Source organism: Azohydromonas lata (assembly GCF_034427735.1).
In the GTDB taxonomy this organism is placed as follows: domain Bacteria; phylum Pseudomonadota; class Gammaproteobacteria; order Burkholderiales; family Burkholderiaceae_C; genus Azohydromonas; species Azohydromonas lata.
Genome location: NZ_JAXOJX010000025.1, coordinates 63,721 through 80,416, shown reverse-complemented (window position 1 = coordinate 80,416; position 16,696 = coordinate 63,721). Strand labels below are relative to the sequence as shown.

Here is a 16,696-nt window from a genome sequence, read left to right as displayed (position 1 = left end):
GCCCACGCCTTCAAGGGCTCGCGCCGGCGCTTGCGCGCGATGGACAAGTCCTCGCCCAGGCGGCGCAGGTGTGCCAGCACGGCGGAGGGCAGGCTGTCGATGGCGCCGGAGCGTTTTGGCATGACATATATGTCAGCCAAAGCCGAATTTTGCAAATACATAAATTAGCTGGCGCTCAAGTAAACACACGGTCGGTGGTGCCTGCAGAGGGCTCACTTCTTGCCCAGCAGCCCATCCAGCCGCATCAAGAACCCCGGCACGTCAATCGGCTTGGTCCAGAAATCCGCAAAGCCCGCCGCCAGCGCCCGCTTCACGTTGTCGGGCATGGCGTCGGCCGAGAGGGCGATGCAGCACAGGTCGCGCGTGGCCTCATCCGCCCGCAGGGCCGCCAGCACCTCGTAGCCCGTCATGTCGGGCAGGTTCATGTCCGTCAGGATCAGGTCCGGCTGCAGCCGACGCGCCATCGCGATGCCGGCGGCGCCGTCGGCGGCCTCGTGCAGCGTGCAGTTGGGCCGCAGCGCCAGGATGTGCTTCACCAGCAGCGCGTTGACCGGGTCGTCCTCGATGTAGAGCACCGAGGCCGGCGCGGCGGGCACCGCCGCCTCGCCACCCGCGGGCCCGCCCTGCGGTGCCGCGGCGGGCTGCGCCACGGCCGGCACAGCGGCCTCAGGCGGGTGCGCGCGCGGCAGCTCCAGCGTGAACACGCTGCCCCCGCCCTCGCGCCGCGCCGCATGCAGCTCGCCTTGCATGAGCTGCGCCAGCCCCTTGGCAATCACCAGCCCCAGGCCCGCGCCCTCGATGTCCGTCTTCTCCGCGCCCAAGCGGTTGAAGGGTTGGAAGAGATGCGCGAGCTGCTCGTCGGTGAGGCCGCGGCCGCAGTCGGCCACCTCGATGCGCACGCGCCCCGATTCCTCCCGCGCCGACAGCCGCACCCAGCCGCCGCGCACGTTGTACTTGACGGCGTTGGCGGCCAGGTTGAGCAGCACCTGGTGCAGCCGCAGGCCGTCGGCCAGCACGGCCGGGGCGCCGGCACCCACGTCGTTGATGAGGCGCACGCCCGCGGCCTCGGCCAGCGGCTCCACGCTGCCCAAGCTGCCGCGCACCAGGGCATGCAGGTCCAGCGCCTGCAGCGCCAGCGGCGTGCTGCCGGCCTCTATGCTGGCCAGGTCCAGGATCTCGCTGATCATCGCCAGCAGGTGGCGCCCGGCGGCGTGCACCTTGCGCAGCCGCTCGGCCTGCGCGCCGCGCAAGGGTGCGTCGGCATCCATCTCCATCATCTGCGCAAAGCCCAGGATGGCGTTGAGCGGCGTGCGCAGCTCGTGGCTGATGCGCGCCAGGAAGCGGCTCTTGGCCTCGCTGGCCTGCTCGGCGGTGCGGCGCGCGGCGCGCTCCCGCTCGGCCTGCTCGCGCTCCGTCACGTCGCGGAAGTACACGGTGATGCCGCCGTCGTCCGAGGGGTAGGCCGACACCTCGTAGCGCTTGCCCAGCGGCGGGTAGTGCTCCTCGAAGCGCACCACCGTGCCCGTGCGCATGCACAGCTCGTACTCGCGCTGGAAGCGCGAGCCCACGGCCTCGGGGAACTCGTCCCACACCGTGCGCCCAAGCAGCTCGCCGCGCCGGCGCGCCAGGAACACCTCGGCCTGGCCGTTGACGTAGGTGAAACGCCAGCCGTCGTCCAGCGAGAAGATGCCGTCGGTGATGCTCTCCATCGTGGCCGTGAGCCGCGTGGCCAGGGCGCGCGCCTCCTGCTCCAGCCGCTTGTGGTCGTGGATGTCCACCGAGGAGCCATACCAGGCCATGGTGGCGCCGCCGTCGATGTTGACCGGCTGCGCGCTGATGAGGTGCCAGCGCCAGGCGCCGTCGAAGCGGCGCAGCCGGTACTCGATCTCGAAGGGTTTCAACTGCTTCACGGCCTCGCCCCAGCGCTGCACCACGGCGCCCTTGTCGTCGGGGTGCACCAGCGCCAGCCAGCCCTGGGGAATGACCTGCTCCACCGGCACGCCGGTGTAGCGCGCCAGGCGTGAGGAGGCGAAGTCCAGCGTTCCGTCCTGCCGCGCCGTCCACACCACGATGGGCATGGATTCGGCCAACAGCCGCCATTTCTGCATTTGCACGTGCTGCTCGGTGTTGTCTCGAAAATAGACGGCCAGCCCCTCGTCGGTGGCGAAGGCCGAGATGTCGTGCCAGCGGTCCTGCGGCCGGTAGTGAAACTCCAGCCGCCGCGTGCGGCCGTCGGCCATGGTGGCGCGGTAGAGCTGCTCCAGCGGCGAGCCCACGGTGGCCGGGAAGGCCTCCCACAGGGTGTGGCCCAGCAGCTCGCGCCGGCTGCGCCCCAGCAGCCGCTCGGCCGCGGCGTTGAAGTAGAGGAAGCGCCAGTGGCCGTCGAGCAGGTAGAAGGCGTCGCTCATGCGCTCCAGCGTGGCCTCCAGTTGCCGGCCGACCTGGTAGGCCGCCTCCACCGCCTCCACCTGCTGCGAGATGTCCTGGAAGATGCCGTGCACCCGCACTACCGCGCTCGAGCCGGCGCCCGGGCCTGCCACGCCGCGCACGGGCTTGCCCACCGAGCGCGTCCAGCGCGTGAGGCCCTTGCGGCAGGTGAACTTGAGCACCAGGTCGTAAGGCGTGCCGTGCTCGCAGGCCTGCTCGAAGGCCAGGGCGATGGCGCGCTGGTGGCCGGGCTCGAACAGGGCGATCACCTGCTGCGGCGTGGGCGTTTCCGCCGGCTCGAAGCCCAGGATGCGCAGGTACTCCGCGTCGCCGTGCAGGCGCTGGCGCAGCACGTCGAACTCCCAGGTGCCCAGGTGGCCCATCTCGCAGGCCAGGCGCAGCCGCTCGCCGGCGCGCTCCAGCGCCTGCTGGCGCTGCTGCAGCGCCAGCAGGGCTTCGTGCTCGGCCGTAACGTCCTGGATGGTGCCGGCCAGCCGCTGGCCGAAGGGCTCGGGGCCTTCGCGCAGCGCGGCGCGCTCGTGCACGCAGCGCCGGCTGCCGTCCGGGCGCAGCACGCGCACGCGCAGGTCCATGGGCGCCTCGCCCGCGCGCGCGATGGCGTGCTCCAGGCGCGGCCTGTCCTCGGGGTGGACCAGCGCGAAGTACGCCTCCCGCGAGGGCACGAAGGTGCTCTCGTCCAGCCCAAGAATGCGAAACACCTCCGCCGACCACTGCACCGAGCCCGACGCCAGCTCAAGCGACCAGGTCCCCACGTGGCTGAGCGACTGGATGTCGGCCAGTTGCTGCGCCGTTTCCTCGTGGCGGCGGCGCTCCAGTTGCCGCTCCAGCAGGCACACGGCCTGGCGGGCCAGGGTGCGCAGCCAGTCGCGCGCTGCCTCGTCCAGGCGCCGCGCGCGGGTGTCGAAGACCGAGAGCGCGCCCACGCGAGCGCCGTCGGCCAGGGCCAGGGGCACGCAGGCGTAGAAGGCAATGTGCGGCGGGCCGCTCACCGGGGCCAGGCCGCTCAAGGCCGCGTCGCGCGTGGCGTCTTCGACCTCGAAGAAGTCCCCTGCCCCCAGCGCCCGCGCGCAAAGGGAGTCCTCGCGCGAGACCTCCGGCATGGGCGGGCCGAAGGTGGCCTTGGGCCAGGTGCGGTGCTCGTCCACCAGCGTGAGCGCGGCCGACGGCGTGCCGCACAGCGTGGCGGCCAGGCGGGCCAGATCGTCGTACTCGGCCTGCGGCGCCGTGTCCAGCAGGCCCAGCTCGTGCAGCGTGCGCAGGCGGCGGACTTCTTCGTTCATCGGCCTGGCGGTGCTCCCTGTACTGCTGCGTGGACGGTTGGCTGTTTCCCGAGGGCCGCGGGTTCGTCCTGGGCCAGTCATTGCGCAGCGGGGCGGCAAACCAGATGCCCAGCCCGGGCCGTGGGGCACGGCCACGGGAGCGCCCGCCAGGCGCCGCGCCCACGGCTTGGAACACCGGAAGCTGCGGCACACTGCCGGCGCTTTGCACCGCCGCAGCACATAAGGACTTGCCCATGCCCCTTCCGGACACCGCCCGCCCCTGGCTCGTTGACAGCCCCGCCGTTGCCGCCGCGCGCGCGGCCGGGCGGCCGCTGGTGGCGCTGGAATCCACCATCGTCGCGCACGGCATGCCTTACCCGGAGAACGTGCGCACGGCGCGCGAGGTGGAAGCCGTCATACGCACGCACGGCGCCGAGCCCGCGACCATCGCCGTGATGGACGGCCGCCTGCGCATAGGCCTGGCCGACGACGAGCTGGAATTGCTGGGCCGCAGCGGCCAGGCGCAAAAGGTCAGCCGCCGCGATCTACCGGCCGTGCTGGCCAGCGGCGAGATGGGCGCCACCACCGTGTCGGCCACCATGATTGGCGCGCAACTCGCGGGCATCGAGGTGTTCGTCACCGGCGGCATTGGCGGCGTGCACCGCCAGGCGCAGCAGACCATGGATATATCGGCCGATTTGCAGGAGCTGGCCCGCACGTCCGTGGCCGTGGTCTGCGCCGGGGCCAAATCCATTCTCGATATCGGCCTGACGCTGGAATACCTGGAAACCCACGGCGTGCCGGTGATTTCCGTGGGCCAGGAGAATTTCCCGGCCTTTTATACGCGCGACAGCGGCTATAAGGCCGATCGCCGCGTGGACGACCCGGCGGTCATGGCCCGCATCGTCCGCACCAAGTGGGATCTGGGTTTGAAAGGCGGCGTGGTCGTGGGCGTGCCCGTGCCGGAAAGCGATGCGATGGCCCGCGATGAAATCGACGCCATCATCGAGCAGGCGTTGTCGGAGGCTCAATCCCGCGGCATCGCCGGCAAGGAGGTGACGCCCTTCCTGCTGGCCCGCATCAAGGCGCTGACCGGGGGGCGCAGCCTGGCGGCCAATATCGCGCTGGTGAAAAACAACGCGGCGATGGGGGCGAAACTCGCGATGGAATTGGGCCGCGGGCGCGGCGGAAAAACCGGCATGTGGGTTTGAAGCAATTTCAAACCCGGCCGCGCTCCTCGGCGTGAATTTGCGCAATCGTCTGCCGTATCAATTGCCGCGTGGTGTCACGCAGCGGGCCGGACGAGTTTCTGCGGCGCAGCAATATTTTCAGCGCTGATTCGGCGATGACTTTCATGATTCAACTCCGTTGACTTCATGGATGCCTTCGCGCGCTCATTTTCAAACATCCACGCCCCCAATATAGAAACCGCCGGCGCGCTTCGGTCGTAGGGATGCGACACGGTCTTGTGCGTTTGCGACATGCGCGCTGGCCGCGCCGGTATCGGCCCCGTCCTACAGCCGCGCCCGCCCCTTTCCGATGTTCCCGGCCGCTGCCGGTGTGAACCATGGGGCGCATGTCCGCGCACAAACCTCTCGTCTGGTTGCCGGCCTGCCACCGCAACCTCGACCTCTGCGACCCCGGCGGCTACACCGTGCTGGCCGACCGCTATGCCGCAGCCGTCTGCGGGCTGGGGCTGCAGCCGGTGCTGTTTCCCATGGCGGGCGCGGCCGACGTGGCCGACCTGCTGCCGCTGGTGGACGGCGTGCTGCTCACGGGCTCGCCCTCCAACGTCGAGGCCTCGCACTTCGGCGCCTCGGCCCTGGCCTCGGACCTGCTGGACCCGCGCCGCGACCGGCTGACCATGGCGCTCGTCCCCGCAGCCGTTGCCGCCGGCACGCCGCTCTTTGGTGTGTGCCGCGGGCTGCAGGAGATGAACGTCGCCCTGGGCGGCAGCCTCTACCAGCAGGTGCACGTCGAAACCGGCCTCCTGGACCACCGGGAGCCAGAAGGCGAGCCGGAAGAGGTGCAGTTCGCCGTGCGGCACGAAGTCATCTTCAAGAGCGGCAGCGCCTTCATGGAGTGGGCCGGCGGCGAGCGCGCCATGGTCAATTCGCTGCATGGCCAGGGCATCAAGCGCCTGGGCCAGGGGCTGATGGCCGAGGCCATGGCGCCGGACGGGCTGGTGGAAGGCGTGCACGTGGAAGGCGCGCGGGCCTTCGCCTATGGCGTGCAGTGGCACCCGGAGTGGCGGCACGAGCAGACGCCCTTCTACCAGCGCACGCTGCAGGCCTTTGCCCAGGCCTGCGCAGAGCATTGCCGCCGGCGCATGGGGCCTTGCGCATGACGTCCGCTGACTCCCACTGCGCCGCCGCCACCGCGATCGCCACCGGACTTCCGGCCGAGGCCGTGCCCTGCGTCTGGGTCGTGGCCAGCCACCGCGAGCTGGGCAACGAGCACGGGCACCCGCAGCCCTACACCGTCATGGACGAAGGCGGCCTGCGCACGCTGGTCAGCCGCGGGCTGCAGCCGGTGTGCTTCCCGCGCGTGCCCGCCGGACGGCTGCCGCTGATGCTGGAGCACGTGCAGGGCGTGATGTTGGGCGGCTCGGCCACCAACGTGCATCCGCGCCACTACGCGGAGGAGCCCGTCAGCGAGGACATGGAATTCGACCCCGACCGCGAGGCCGTCTCGCTGCCGCTCATACGCCTGTGCATCGAGCGTGGCGTGCCGCTGATCGGCTTTTGCCGCGGCTCGCACGAGATCAACGTCGCCATGGGCGGCAGCCTGCACCAGCGGCTGCAGGCCCTGGGCGGCGGCGTGGTGCACTGGGAAGACCCGGAAGAATCGCTGGCCCAGCAGTACGCCGAGCGCCACGAGGTGGGCGTCGTGCCCGGCGGCGAGCTGGAGCGCATCACCGGCTGCCAGCGCTTCGCGGTGAGCTCGCTGCATTCACAGGGCGTGAAGCGCCTGGCGCCGGGGCTCGTGGCCGAGGCCCATGCCGACGACGGCCTGGTGGAGGCCTTCCGCTGGCACGACGCGGCGCAGTTCGCCTGGGGTTTCCAATTCCATCCCGAATGGGGCCACCAGCTGCACCCGCGCTACGGACGGATCATGGAAGCCTTCGTGGACGCGTGTTGGGCGCGTTTGCGGGCCACGGCGGCGCAAGCCGCTGCCGCCGCGCGCGAAACAGCTTGAATCGTCCGCCTCGCGGGCAGGTGCATCCTTGGCGCGCTGCCCCGCCGCTGCCCCGCCACTGACCCACGAGCGGGCGCACGGCCTGCCTGCAACCGCCCCGCCCAGGAGAACGCCCCCATGCCGGAAGACCTGACCACGCCCGCCGCCGAGCTTTCCGCCGCGGACCCAACGGCACCCGACCAGGCCCCCAGCGAGTTGCTCTCTCGCCGCCACCAGATGTTCCCGCTGCTGAGCGCGGCCGACGTGCAGCGCATGCGCCGCTTTGCGCACGAGTGCAGCTTCGACGCCGGCAGCCTGCTGCTGCAGGCCGGCCAGCCCGGCGCGGGGCTGTACGTGCTGCTGCAGGGCGCGGTGGAGGTGGTGCAGCGCGACGGGCTGGGGCACGAGCGCCCCATCATCACCATGCGCGCCGGGCACTTCGTGGGCGAGGTGGGCTCGCTCACCGGCAAGCCCTCGCTGGTGGACGCCCGCGCGCAGGAGGGCGTGCACGCCCTGTGCCTGCCGCCGGAGCAGTTGCGCGCGCTGATCATCGCGGAGGCCGACCTGGGCGAGCGGATGGTGCGCTCGCTCATCTTGCGCCGCGTGGGCCTCATCGAGGCCGGCGCCAGCGGCCCCGTGCTCATAGGCCGGCCGGACTCGGCCGACCTGCTCCGGCTGCAGAACTTTCTTCGCCGCAACGGCCACCCCTACCAGCACCTGGACGCCACCCGCGACGCCGAGGCCGCCTCGCTCATGGCCCAGTACGGCGCCGCGCCCGCCGACGCGCTGGCCGTGTGCCCCGACGGCTCGGTGCTGCTCAACCCGGACAACGAGGCCCTTGGGCGCTGCATGGGCATGGTGGACGAGGCGACGTTGGCCGAGGTGGTGGACGTGGCCATCGTGGGCGCCGGCCCCGCGGGCCTGGCCACCGCCGTCTATGCCGCCTCCGAAGGTTTACTGGTGGCCGTGCTCGACTGCCGCGCCTTCGGCGGGCAGGCCGGCGCCAGCGCCCGCATCGAGAACTACCTGGGCTTTCCCACCGGCATCTCCGGCCAGGCGCTGGCCGGGCGCGCCTACGTGCAGGCGCAGAAGTTCGGCGCGCGCATGCTCATCCCGGCGCAGGTGGCGCATCTGCAATGCCACCGCGAGGCGGGCGCTGGCACAGACGCGAACGCGGCCGCGGGGCAGGACCAGCGCGGCGCCGCCGCGGCCAAGGCGGCCAAGCCGGTGGACGGAGGCGACGCCGGGGCGGGCGCGGGTGCGGCCGGTCCCTTGTCCGTGGAGCTGACCGACGGCCGGCGCCTGCGCGCGCGCTGCGTGGTGGTGGCCAGCGGCGCGCGCTACCGGCGCCCAAGCGTGCCGCGGCTGGAGGATTTCGAGGGCCGGGGCGTGTGGTACTGGGCTTCGCCGGTGGAGGCGCGCATGTGCGCGCGCACGGAGGTGGCGCTGGTGGGCGGGGGCAATTCGGCCGGGCAGGCGGCCGTGTTCCTCAGCGGCCATGCGTCGCGCGTGTACATGCTGGTGCGCGGCGCCGGGCTGGCCGCGAGCATGTCGCGCTACCTCATAGACCGCATAGAGGCCACGCCCAACATCGAGCTGCTCACGCACACCGAGATCACGCAACTCGAAGGCGGCGACTCGGGGCTGGAGGCCGTCACCTGGCGCCACCGCCAAAGCGGCGAGCAAAGCCGCCGCAACCTGCGCAACCTGTTCCTGTTCGTCGGCGCCGACCCGGAGACCGACTGGCTGCAGGGCTGCGGCGTGGAGCTCGATTCACAAGGTTTCGTGCGCACCGGTGGTGCGGTGGAACGGCGCAAGGGCGACACGCCGCCCGCGCCGCTGGAAACCAGCGTGCCGGGCGTGTTCGCGGTGGGGGACGTGCGCGCCGGCTCCGTCAAGCGCGTGGGCGCCGCCATCGGCGAAGGGGCGGCGGCGGTGGCGCAGATTCACCAGGTGCTGGCGGGGCTGTAAACGGCTCGGCCGGTTGGGGAAACACCGTGTGGGGCGGGGCATCCCGTCAGCCAAGGCGCGCCGCACCCCATTGCGTCATTCCCACGCAGGCGCACGGTTGTCCGGGGAAAACGTAACAGGGGCCGCACAGAGGGTCAGGCCGTAGAAAAGTGCCGTCATCCCGGCGAAGGCCGGGATCCACGCGAACCGAGGTGCGGGCGTGGAGGCGCTGGAGTGCGTCGTTAACGCATCTAGGGTGACATGGCAACGTTCGTGGATCCCGGCCTTCGCCGGGATGACGGCGTATGGGCTGACGGACTGCACTCCCAACGGGCAACGCGTTGGCTGTTACGTTTTCCCCGGACAGCAGTGCGCTTTCACAGGCATGAAGGCCTCATCTGCGACGGCCTGCGGTGGGGCGGCTGCTCGTAGCCGCCCAAAAAAAACAGTGCCTGAGCGCCTCAAACGCTCCAGGCCGGCGCCCCACCGCCCACGCCGCGCTGCTGCGGCTGCGCCGGCGCGGGGGCCGGGCCGTTGTGGCGGCCGGAGTCGCGGAACAGCGTCACCGCCTCGGCCAGGCGTTCGGCCTGGCGGCTCAGCGACGAGGCCGCCGCGGCGCTCTCCTCCACCAGTGAGGCGTTTTGCTGCGTGGTGCCGTCCAGCTCCATCAGCGCCTGGTGGATCTGCGCCACGCCCAGGCCCTGCTGCATGGAGGCGTCCGAAATCTCCGACACCAGCTTGGAGACGCGGCGCACCTGCTCCACGATGCGCTCCATGGTCGCGCCGGCCTGTTCCACGTGGCGGCCGCCGGAGTCCACGCGCTGCACCGTCTCGTCGATCAGCGCCTTGATCTCGCGCGCGGCCGTGGCCGAGCGCTGCGCCAGCGAGCGCACCTCGCCGGCCACCACCGCAAAGCCGCGCCCCGCCTCGCCCGCGCGCGCGGCTTCCACCGCGGCGTTCAGGGCCAGGATGTTGGTCTGGAAGGCAATGCCGTCGATCACGCCGCTGATGTCGGAGATGCGCTGGCTGTGGCTCTGGATGCCGGCCATCTCCGAGCGCACCTGCTGCATGGCCTCGCCGCCGTGGGCGGCCACGTCGAAGGCCTGCTCCGACACGCGGCGCGCCTCGTCGGCCATCTCGGTGTTGTGGCTGATGGTCTGCGTGATCTCTTCCATGGAGGCCGCCGTTTCCTCCAGGTTGGCCGCCGAGGCCTCGGTGCGCCGGCTCAGGTCCGTGCTGCCCGCGGCGATCTGGCTGCTGGCGCTGGCCACGCCGTCGGTCTGCTCGGCCACGTCGTCCACCACCGCGCGCAGGTTCAGCCCCGCCTGGTTGACCGCGCGCATGAGCAGGCCGATCTCGTCCACGCGGTTGAACGGCTGCGCCGGCGCGGTCAGCCCGCTGGCCACGTTGTTGGCGTGCGCCAGGATGTCGCGCACCGGCGACACCACCTGCGCCTGCAGCACCAGCCCGCTGACCAGCATGCCGCCCAACGCCGCGCCCACCGCGATGAGCGACTGCACGCCGGTGGCCGCGCCCAGCAGCGCCGGCAGCGCCGCCACGCCGCAGCCCAGGCCGAGCGCCAGCACGATGCGCTGGCGCAGCGACATCACCTGCAACGCCGACATCCACGCCCGCAGCCCCGTGCGCACCACCAGCCCGCGATGCACCTTGCGCCCGCCGGCCTGGTTGTTGCGCATGCGCTCGTACAGCGCCTCGGCCGCCTGGATCTGCTCGCGGCTGGCGGGCGTGCGCACCGACATGTAGCCCACGAGCTGGCCCTCGCGCCGCATGGGCGTGGCGTTGGCCTGCACCCAGTAGTGGTCGCCGTTCTTGCGCCGGTTCTTCACCACCGCCGTCCACGACTGGCCGGCCTTGAGCGAGGCCCACATGTCCGCAAAGGCCTGCGCGGGCATGTCGGGGTGGCGCACGAGGTTGTGCGGCTGCTTCATCAGCTCGCCAAGCTCGAAGCCGCTGGAATGGATGAAGGCCGCGTTGGCGTAGGTGATGTTGCCGTGGACGTCCGTGGTGGACATCAGCGTCACACCAGGGGGTATGCCGTATTCACGGCCCGTGACGGGCAAGTTGACTTTCATGGCAGCGCGGCCTCCAGGTGTTGTCGTCTCCGGCAACACCGCCAACACAGGCAACGCACACCGGGGAAGCGGCGCATTCTCTTGGGCCAAGCCATCCTTCCGGTTGACTTACATCCAAGCTGCTTCGTGCGTAATTCGCATGTGGCGCGCATAAATCCAAAAAGTGTCTAGTTGGTCACGACTTTTTGGACGCAAAGCTGTATGCAAGCCGCGGCGCGGCCCGGCGCGCCCGGCGCCGCGGCAGGCGTGCTCAGCCGAACAGCTTGGCCGCCGTGCGGGCCACGAGCTCGCCCTGGAAGCGGGCGCCGTCCAGCTCGGTCTGCGAGGGTTGGCGCGAGCCGTCGCCGCCGGCAATGGTGGTGGCGCCGTAGGGCGCGCCGCCCACGACCTCGTCCAGCCGCATCTGGCCCTGGAAGCTGTACGGCAGCCCAACCACCACCATGCCGAAGTGCAGCAGGTTGGTGATGATGGAAAACAGCGTCGTCTCCTGGCCGCCGTGCTGCGTGGCCGTGGAGGTGAAGGCCGCGCCCACCTTGCCGTTGAGCGCGCCGCGCGCCCACAGGCCGCCGGTCTGGTCCAGGAAGGCGGCCATCTGCGAGGCCATGCGGCCGTAGCGCGTGGGCGAGCCGATGACGATGGCGTCGTACTGCTCCAGCTCGGCCACGCTGGCCACGGGGGCGTCCTGCTCCAGCTTGAAGTGCGACTTCTTGGCCACCTCTTCCGGCACGGTTTCGGCCACGCGGCGCACGTCCACCGTCGCGCCGGCGCCGCGCGCGCCTTCGGCCACGGCTTGCGCCATCTTTTCCATGTGGCCGTAGGACGAGTAGTACAGAACGAGAACACGGGCCATTTGAATCTCCTGGGTAGTGATGCACAGGCCGTGCGGGGCCTGCTGCGGGGTCGAGGCACCGGGGCTGAGCCCGGCACCCGTGGGCGGGAATGGACGGGAACGATGGGGCGATGGCGGCGGCAAGCCACGTGCCGGCTGCCCCGCCGCTGGGGAGGCCGCCTCCCGGGAATGCGCAGGCGGCGGCGCTTACAGGCGCGCCAGGTCGAACACGAGCACCTCGGCGTCCTGCCCGCGGCGCAGCGCCAGTTGCGTCTCGCCGTCGAGCATGACGGCGTCGCCGGCCTGCAGCGCGTGGCCGTTGACCTTGATGGCGCCGCGCGCCACGTGCACGTAGGCCAGCCGCGCCGGGTCCAGCGCCACGGTGGCGGACTCCTCGCCGTCGAACAGGCCCGCGGCGATGGAGGCGTCGGCGTTGATGCGCAGCGACGTGCCCTCGCCTTGCGGCGTGACGATGGGCAGCAGCCGCCCGCGGCGCAGCGAGGCGTCGAAGTGCTTTTGCTCGTAGTCCGGCTCCACGCCGCGGCGGCTGGGCAGCAGCCAGATCTGCAGGAAGTGCGTGGTGCGGTCCTTGGCGTGGTTGAACTCGCTGTGCAGCACGCCACTGCCCGCGCTCATGCGCTGCACGTCGCCGGGGCGGATGACGCCGGCGTTGGCGCCGCCGGCGCTGCCGTTGCCCATGCTGTCCTTGTGCGCCAGCTCGCCTTCGAGCACGTAGCTCACGATCTCCATGTCGCGGTGGCCATGCGTGCCGAAGCCGCTGCCCGGCGCCACCTTGTCTTCGTTGATGACGCGCAGGTTGCCAAAGCCCATGTGCGCCGGGTCGTAGTACTCGGCGAAGGAGAAGCTGTGGCGGCTGTCCAGCCAGCCGTGTTGAGCGTGGCCCCGGTCGGAAGACTTGCGCAGCGTGATCATGGTGTTGACCCTTTCCTTCGATGGTTTCGATCTACGATTTGATGCCGTACATCAACGACATGGATGCATTGTGTTGATCCTCATCAAGCTTGAGCATGAGAGTGTTCGGTGCTCATCATCGAATTCATCGAAAATGAAAAATGAGGGCCTTGCATGGGCAAGCTGACCCTGGAGGGGCTGGAGCTGCTGGACGCCATCGCGCGCAAGGGCTCCTTCAGCGCCGCGGCCGACGAGCTGCACAAGGTGCCCTCCACCATCTCCTACACGGTGGCGCGGCTAGAGCAGGATTTGCAGGTCCAGCTTTTCACGCGCAACGGGCCCCGCGTGGAGATCACCGAGGCCGGGCGCGAGCTGGTGCGGGACGGCCGGCTGCTGCTGCAGGCGGCCAGCGACCTGGAGTGCCGCGTGCAGCGCGTGGCCGCGGGCTGGGAGAGCACGTTCCAGCTCGCGGTGGACAGCATGGTGCCCACCGAGATCCTGGCGCCGCACATGGCGGCGTTTTGCGAGGTGGCGGACGCGACGCGGCTGCGCGTGCAGGAGGAGGCGCTCACGGGCACGTGGGAGTCGCTGCTGCAGGCGCGCTGCGACCTGGCGCTGGCCACGGGCGCCGGTCCGGCCGGCGGCGGCTACCTGGCGCGCGAGGTGGCGCAGGTGCCTTTCTGGTTCTGCATCGCGCCGTTTCACCCGTTGGCGCGCGAGGACGAGCCGCTGACCGAGGCGCAGATCCGCCGCCACCGCGGCGTGGTGGTGGCGGACTCGGCGCGCCAACTGCCCGTGCGCAGTGCCGGGTTGCTCAGCGGGCAGCAGACCATCACCGTGCCCACGCTGCGCGCCAAGCTGCGGCTGCAGGCCGAAGGTCTAGGGGTGGGCTACCTGCCCGCGCCTTGCGTGCAGGGGCTGCTGCAGGCCGGCGTGCTGGTGCGCAAGCGCGTGGAAAACGAGCGCACGCCGGAGACCATGAGCGTGGCCTGGCGCGTGGGCGCGCAAGGCAAGGCGCTGGAGTGGTGGCGGCAGCGGCTGGCTGACAAGGACGCCATCGCCGCGCTGCTGGCCAGCGTGGGCCGCAGCTACGCGGCCGCGCACGGGTGACGCTTCAGGCCGTGGGCAGCACCTTGCTGGCCTTGCCCTTGGTGCTGCGGGTGACGTGGACGATGTCGGAGCCGTCAATGGTCCAGTTGTCCAGGAAGCCCTCGTTGACGAGCTGCTGCAGCGCCACGCGCAGCGCCTTGCGGAAGTCGGTGAGCCGCGCGGCGCGCGAGCCGGTAAGGCCTTTCAAGGTCTCGACCTTGAGCGGGTAAGGCGCCTCGTGGGTGGAGAAGTAGCTGTGCAGGTACTTGGCCAGCGCGCTGCGCAGCCTCAGGCGCTGCTCCCACCAGACCTGCGTGTACGTGCTGGGTCCGAAGAGCTTGATGATTTCCGGCTCCAGCCAGACCGTCCACTTGGCCTTGGGCTCGTCGCCGCTGGCGGATTTGCCGGTGAACTTGCGCAGCAGCGCGCCCTGGTAGAGGTAGAAACCATCGGCGCCGGAGGCGTCGGAGCTCAGCCGGATGCTGGTGAACTGCAGCCGGTCGAAGCTGGCCTTGAGGCGGTTGTAGCCCTCGACGCTGCGCTTCCAGCCCAGCTCCTTGAGGAAGGAATAAGCCGTGAAGCTCACCGCCTCGCCCAGCGGGCGGCAGCGGGCCAGGTGGATGAGCTGCAGGAAGACGTCCTCGTCGTCCTGGCGCAGCTCCTCGCCGCGCACGGTGAGCACCCAGCCGGCCAGGGTCTGGATGGTGCGGTGCTCGCGGTAGAAGTTGCGCGGCTCGTTCTGGTTGCCGACGGTGAACAGCGAGGAGCGGGCGATGGGGTTGGGCAGGCCCCGCACCCGGTCGTGCCACAGCGGCAATTGCGACGGCGCGGCGGCCACGGGAGCACGCGGACTGCTGGGCGGGCTTTTTTCCGGTGGCATGGTTGAGAAACGTCGTCGTTGTGGCCGGCTGTACCGGGAGTCAAAAGGCGTGGCGGTGGCGGTTGGACGACCTGCCGGCTCACCGTTCGCAGCCATGCCTGGCGCCGGTGGGAGCCAGAAGGCGATTCAGTGGGACGGCGGATCGGCCGAACCGGCGGTTGCAGCGCCGCGGGGCGAGTGTCCGCGAGCGTTGCAAGGGCCGACAAGCGCACGCGCACGCCTTCTGACTCCCTATGCACGCCTTGTGACTCCCAACCCACGCCCGCTGACTCCCGAAGCCGCCGCCGCCGTCCCCGCGGCACGCCTTCTGGCTCCCGCTGGCGGGGCGATCAGGCGCCGTGTGGGCGGCTGACTCCCGGTGGCCGCCTGCTTCGGCGGCCCTTCGGGGCGGGGTATCGCCGTTCAGGCCTTGTGACTCCCGCCGCCTAGGCATTTCCCGGGCGGGCGGCACGCCCTGTGGCTCCCACCGGGGCCAGCGGTGGCGCACACGCCTGCTGACTCCCCCCGGGCGCGCCTTCTGACTCCCGGGCAGTGCCGTCGGCCACCCCGGCCGTGGGAGTCAGAAGGCGATCCCTGGCGCCGCGGTGGCGAGTTGACGGTCCGCGTGCGTGCCTTCAGATGGCGTGACGGCCCCCGGCACCCACGGCCATGCGGCTTGAGGGCTCCGGTGCGGGTCCACACACGCCTTCTGAGTCCCGGTTTGTAGTCGCATCCTCCTTCGCCGGATGCTTCGACTTCCGCAGTCAAGGCCTTGGCGCGCCGGGTTTTCCTCCTGATCGCCCAACGTGGGCAGGAAACGGTGCTTTTCGCGCAGCGCCAACGCCTTCAGGCTCCCGGTTTTTGCTGATTCAAGACGGATTCAAAGACGATTAAAGACGATTCAGCCTTGTGAATAAGCAATGTAAGTTATTGATTTTAAAAGTTCTTCTGACTCCCAGGTGGGAGCCAGAGGGCGCGGCCGCGGGAGTGAGCGGGCGTGGGTGGCGGGAGTCAGCGGGCGTGTCGCGGGGGAGTCGCAAGGCGTGGGTGGGCGGCGGCGGCGGCTCTCGTAACTGGGAGTCAGCGGGCGGGTTGGCGAGAGTCAGAAGGCGAGCCTGTGGATAACTCGGCTGGGACTGCGGGGTAAGGGCGCATTGGGCCGGCTTGGAGGGCGCGCAGGCTGGTGATGGAGGGAGCGGGCCGTGCTCAACGCCCGCGCAGGTGGTGTGCAATGCATTCACGGGCTGGTTGCACGTTTTGGCTCGGGTTTGGGACGTCCCAAACTGAACACTCTGAAGCCCATTTGACGACGGTATGCGCGATGGTTTGCGCAAAACCAGCTTGTGCTGGCCTCCCGAAAGCCCAGACGTTTGGCAATCTCATCCGTCATTCCCGCGAAGGTGGGAACCCGGGTGGTTCCGCACCGGAGCGAAGGGGCGACGCGAAGGAGCGGCGGCTCAAGACTTCATGACGCCGGCCGGCGAACGGTCCGGCCGGCTTTGGGGTCTCCTGGTTTCTTGCCTTCGCGGGAATGACGGGTGGGAGTCAGCGGCCGAGTCGGTTAAGGCTGGCGCTTGTCCGCACTCACTTTGCAGGCGCGGCATGGTTTGGGACGTCCCAAACCCTATCGGACTGGTCATACGCTCGCGACTTGTCCGGGCTCCAGGCCTTTGTCTCCGTATGCCCAGGCCTGGCATCCGGGCGTCGGTTTGGGACGTCCCAAACTGAACGCCTCGCAGCCCACCTGCGCGGCGAGCTGCCCGACAGGTCGCACAAAGCCAACCCCCGCTGGCGGCCTGAGAGCCCAAACGTTCGGCACCCTCGCCCGTCATTTCTGCGAAGGGGGAACTTCGGCGGCCCTGCGCCGGAGCGAGCCAGCTTGGGCGCCCCCTGGGTTCCCTGCTTCGGTAATGACGGGCGGGAGTCAGCGGCCGAGTCGGCTGCGGTTGACGCCTGTCTGCGCTCACTCTGGGGACGAGGGGTGGTTTGGGACGTCCCAAACAGGGGTTGGCGTGCACGCCGTTTGTGGCGCGACGGCGTGCACTGCACCCTGCAGTGATCGGCGAGCGCATGAAGGCCG

Annotated in this window: 11 protein-coding genes; 5 read left to right on the top strand and 6 right to left on the bottom strand. The window is 70.4% G+C overall.

All coding sequences use genetic code 11. The features are described 5' to 3' along the window. Positions 1-212 precede the first annotated feature (212 nt). Positions 213-3,728: a PAS domain S-box protein gene (locus SM757_RS16040; protein WP_322466261.1), complete on the bottom strand. Its 3,516-nt coding sequence runs from the start codon at positions 3,726-3,728 to the stop codon at positions 213-215. 233 nt (positions 3,729-3,961) lie between these two features. Here SM757_RS16040 and SM757_RS16035 point away from each other — a divergent pair, with 233 nt between their 5' ends. Beyond that, positions 3,962-4,918: a pseudouridine-5'-phosphate glycosidase gene (locus SM757_RS16035; protein ID WP_322466260.1), complete on the top strand. Its 957-nt coding sequence runs from the start codon at positions 3,962-3,964 to the stop codon at positions 4,916-4,918. A 7-nt stretch (positions 4,919-4,925) separates the two neighbouring features. Here the strand turns inward: SM757_RS16035 and SM757_RS16030 are convergent, their stop codons facing one another. Next, a complete protein-coding gene (locus SM757_RS16030) occupies positions 4,926-5,063 on the bottom strand; it encodes a hypothetical protein (protein WP_157118806.1) in 138 nt (45 codons plus the stop codon). 220 nt (positions 5,064-5,283) lie between these two features. On the opposite strand from SM757_RS16030, the gene SM757_RS16025 reads away from it, so the two are divergent. From SM757_RS16025 to SM757_RS16015, 3 genes are all read left to right on the top strand, one after another. Then, entirely contained in the window at positions 5,284-6,054 is a 771-nt protein-coding gene (locus tag SM757_RS16025; protein WP_322466259.1) for a gamma-glutamyl-gamma-aminobutyrate hydrolase family protein, read from the top strand. Further along, the gene (locus SM757_RS16020; protein WP_322466258.1) at positions 6,051-6,905 is read left to right on the top strand and encodes a gamma-glutamyl-gamma-aminobutyrate hydrolase family protein; all 855 of its coding nucleotides are present in this window, start codon (positions 6,051-6,053) and stop codon (positions 6,903-6,905) included. Before SM757_RS16025 ends, SM757_RS16020 begins: the two co-directional genes overlap by 4 nt. Before the next feature lie 216 nt (positions 6,906-7,121). Next, complete coding sequence (locus SM757_RS16015; protein WP_322466276.1) at positions 7,122-8,855, top strand: FAD-dependent oxidoreductase; 1,734 nt, start codon at positions 7,122-7,124, stop codon at positions 8,853-8,855. A gap of 440 nt (positions 8,856-9,295) precedes the next feature. Here the strand turns inward: SM757_RS16015 and SM757_RS16010 are convergent, their stop codons facing one another. From SM757_RS16010 to SM757_RS16000, 3 genes are all read right to left on the bottom strand, one after another. Then, positions 9,296-10,927: a methyl-accepting chemotaxis protein gene (locus tag SM757_RS16010; protein ID WP_322466257.1), complete on the bottom strand. Its 1,632-nt coding sequence runs from the start codon at positions 10,925-10,927 to the stop codon at positions 9,296-9,298. A 250-nt stretch (positions 10,928-11,177) separates the two neighbouring features. Beyond that, positions 11,178-11,777 (bottom strand): NAD(P)H:quinone oxidoreductase, encoded by a 600-nt coding sequence (wrbA, locus tag SM757_RS16005; protein ID WP_066334011.1) that lies wholly within the window; start codon positions 11,775-11,777, stop codon positions 11,178-11,180. A gap of 186 nt (positions 11,778-11,963) precedes the next feature. Further along, entirely contained in the window at positions 11,964-12,689 is a 726-nt protein-coding gene (locus tag SM757_RS16000; protein ID WP_322466256.1) for a pirin family protein, read from the bottom strand. A 153-nt stretch (positions 12,690-12,842) separates the two neighbouring features. Between SM757_RS16000 and SM757_RS15995 the strand changes: the two genes are divergently transcribed. Next, on the top strand, positions 12,843-13,778 hold the full coding sequence (locus SM757_RS15995; protein WP_322466255.1) for a LysR family transcriptional regulator: 936 nt from the start codon (positions 12,843-12,845) through the stop codon (positions 13,776-13,778). 4 nt (positions 13,779-13,782) lie between these two features. Here SM757_RS15995 and trfA read toward each other — a convergent pair whose 3' ends face one another. Further along, entirely contained in the window at positions 13,783-14,595 is an 813-nt protein-coding gene (gene trfA / locus SM757_RS15990; protein ID WP_066334003.1) for a plasmid replication initiator TrfA, read from the bottom strand. Positions 14,596-16,696 lie beyond the last annotated feature (2,101 nt).

Coding starts and splice junctions, on each gene's coding strand:
- SM757_RS16040 (WP_322466261.1), bottom strand. CDS start 3,728: ATGAACGAAGAAGTCCGCCGCCTGCGCACGCTGCACGAGCTGGGCCTG.
- SM757_RS16035 (WP_322466260.1), top strand. CDS start 3,962: ATGCCCCTTCCGGACACCGCCCGCCCCTGGCTCGTTGACAGCCCCGCC.
- SM757_RS16030 (WP_157118806.1), bottom strand. CDS start 5,063: ATGAAAGTCATCGCCGAATCAGCGCTGAAAATATTGCTGCGCCGCAGA.
- SM757_RS16025 (WP_322466259.1), top strand. CDS start 5,284: ATGTCCGCGCACAAACCTCTCGTCTGGTTGCCGGCCTGCCACCGCAAC.
- SM757_RS16020 (WP_322466258.1), top strand. CDS start 6,051: ATGACGTCCGCTGACTCCCACTGCGCCGCCGCCACCGCGATCGCCACC.
- SM757_RS16015 (WP_322466276.1), top strand. CDS start 7,122: ATGTTCCCGCTGCTGAGCGCGGCCGACGTGCAGCGCATGCGCCGCTTT.
- SM757_RS16010 (WP_322466257.1), bottom strand. CDS start 10,927: ATGAAAGTCAACTTGCCCGTCACGGGCCGTGAATACGGCATACCCCCT.
- wrbA (WP_066334011.1), bottom strand. CDS start 11,777: ATGGCCCGTGTTCTCGTTCTGTACTACTCGTCCTACGGCCACATGGAA.
- SM757_RS16000 (WP_322466256.1), bottom strand. CDS start 12,689: ATGATCACGCTGCGCAAGTCTTCCGACCGGGGCCACGCTCAACACGGC.
- SM757_RS15995 (WP_322466255.1), top strand. CDS start 12,843: ATGGGCAAGCTGACCCTGGAGGGGCTGGAGCTGCTGGACGCCATCGCG.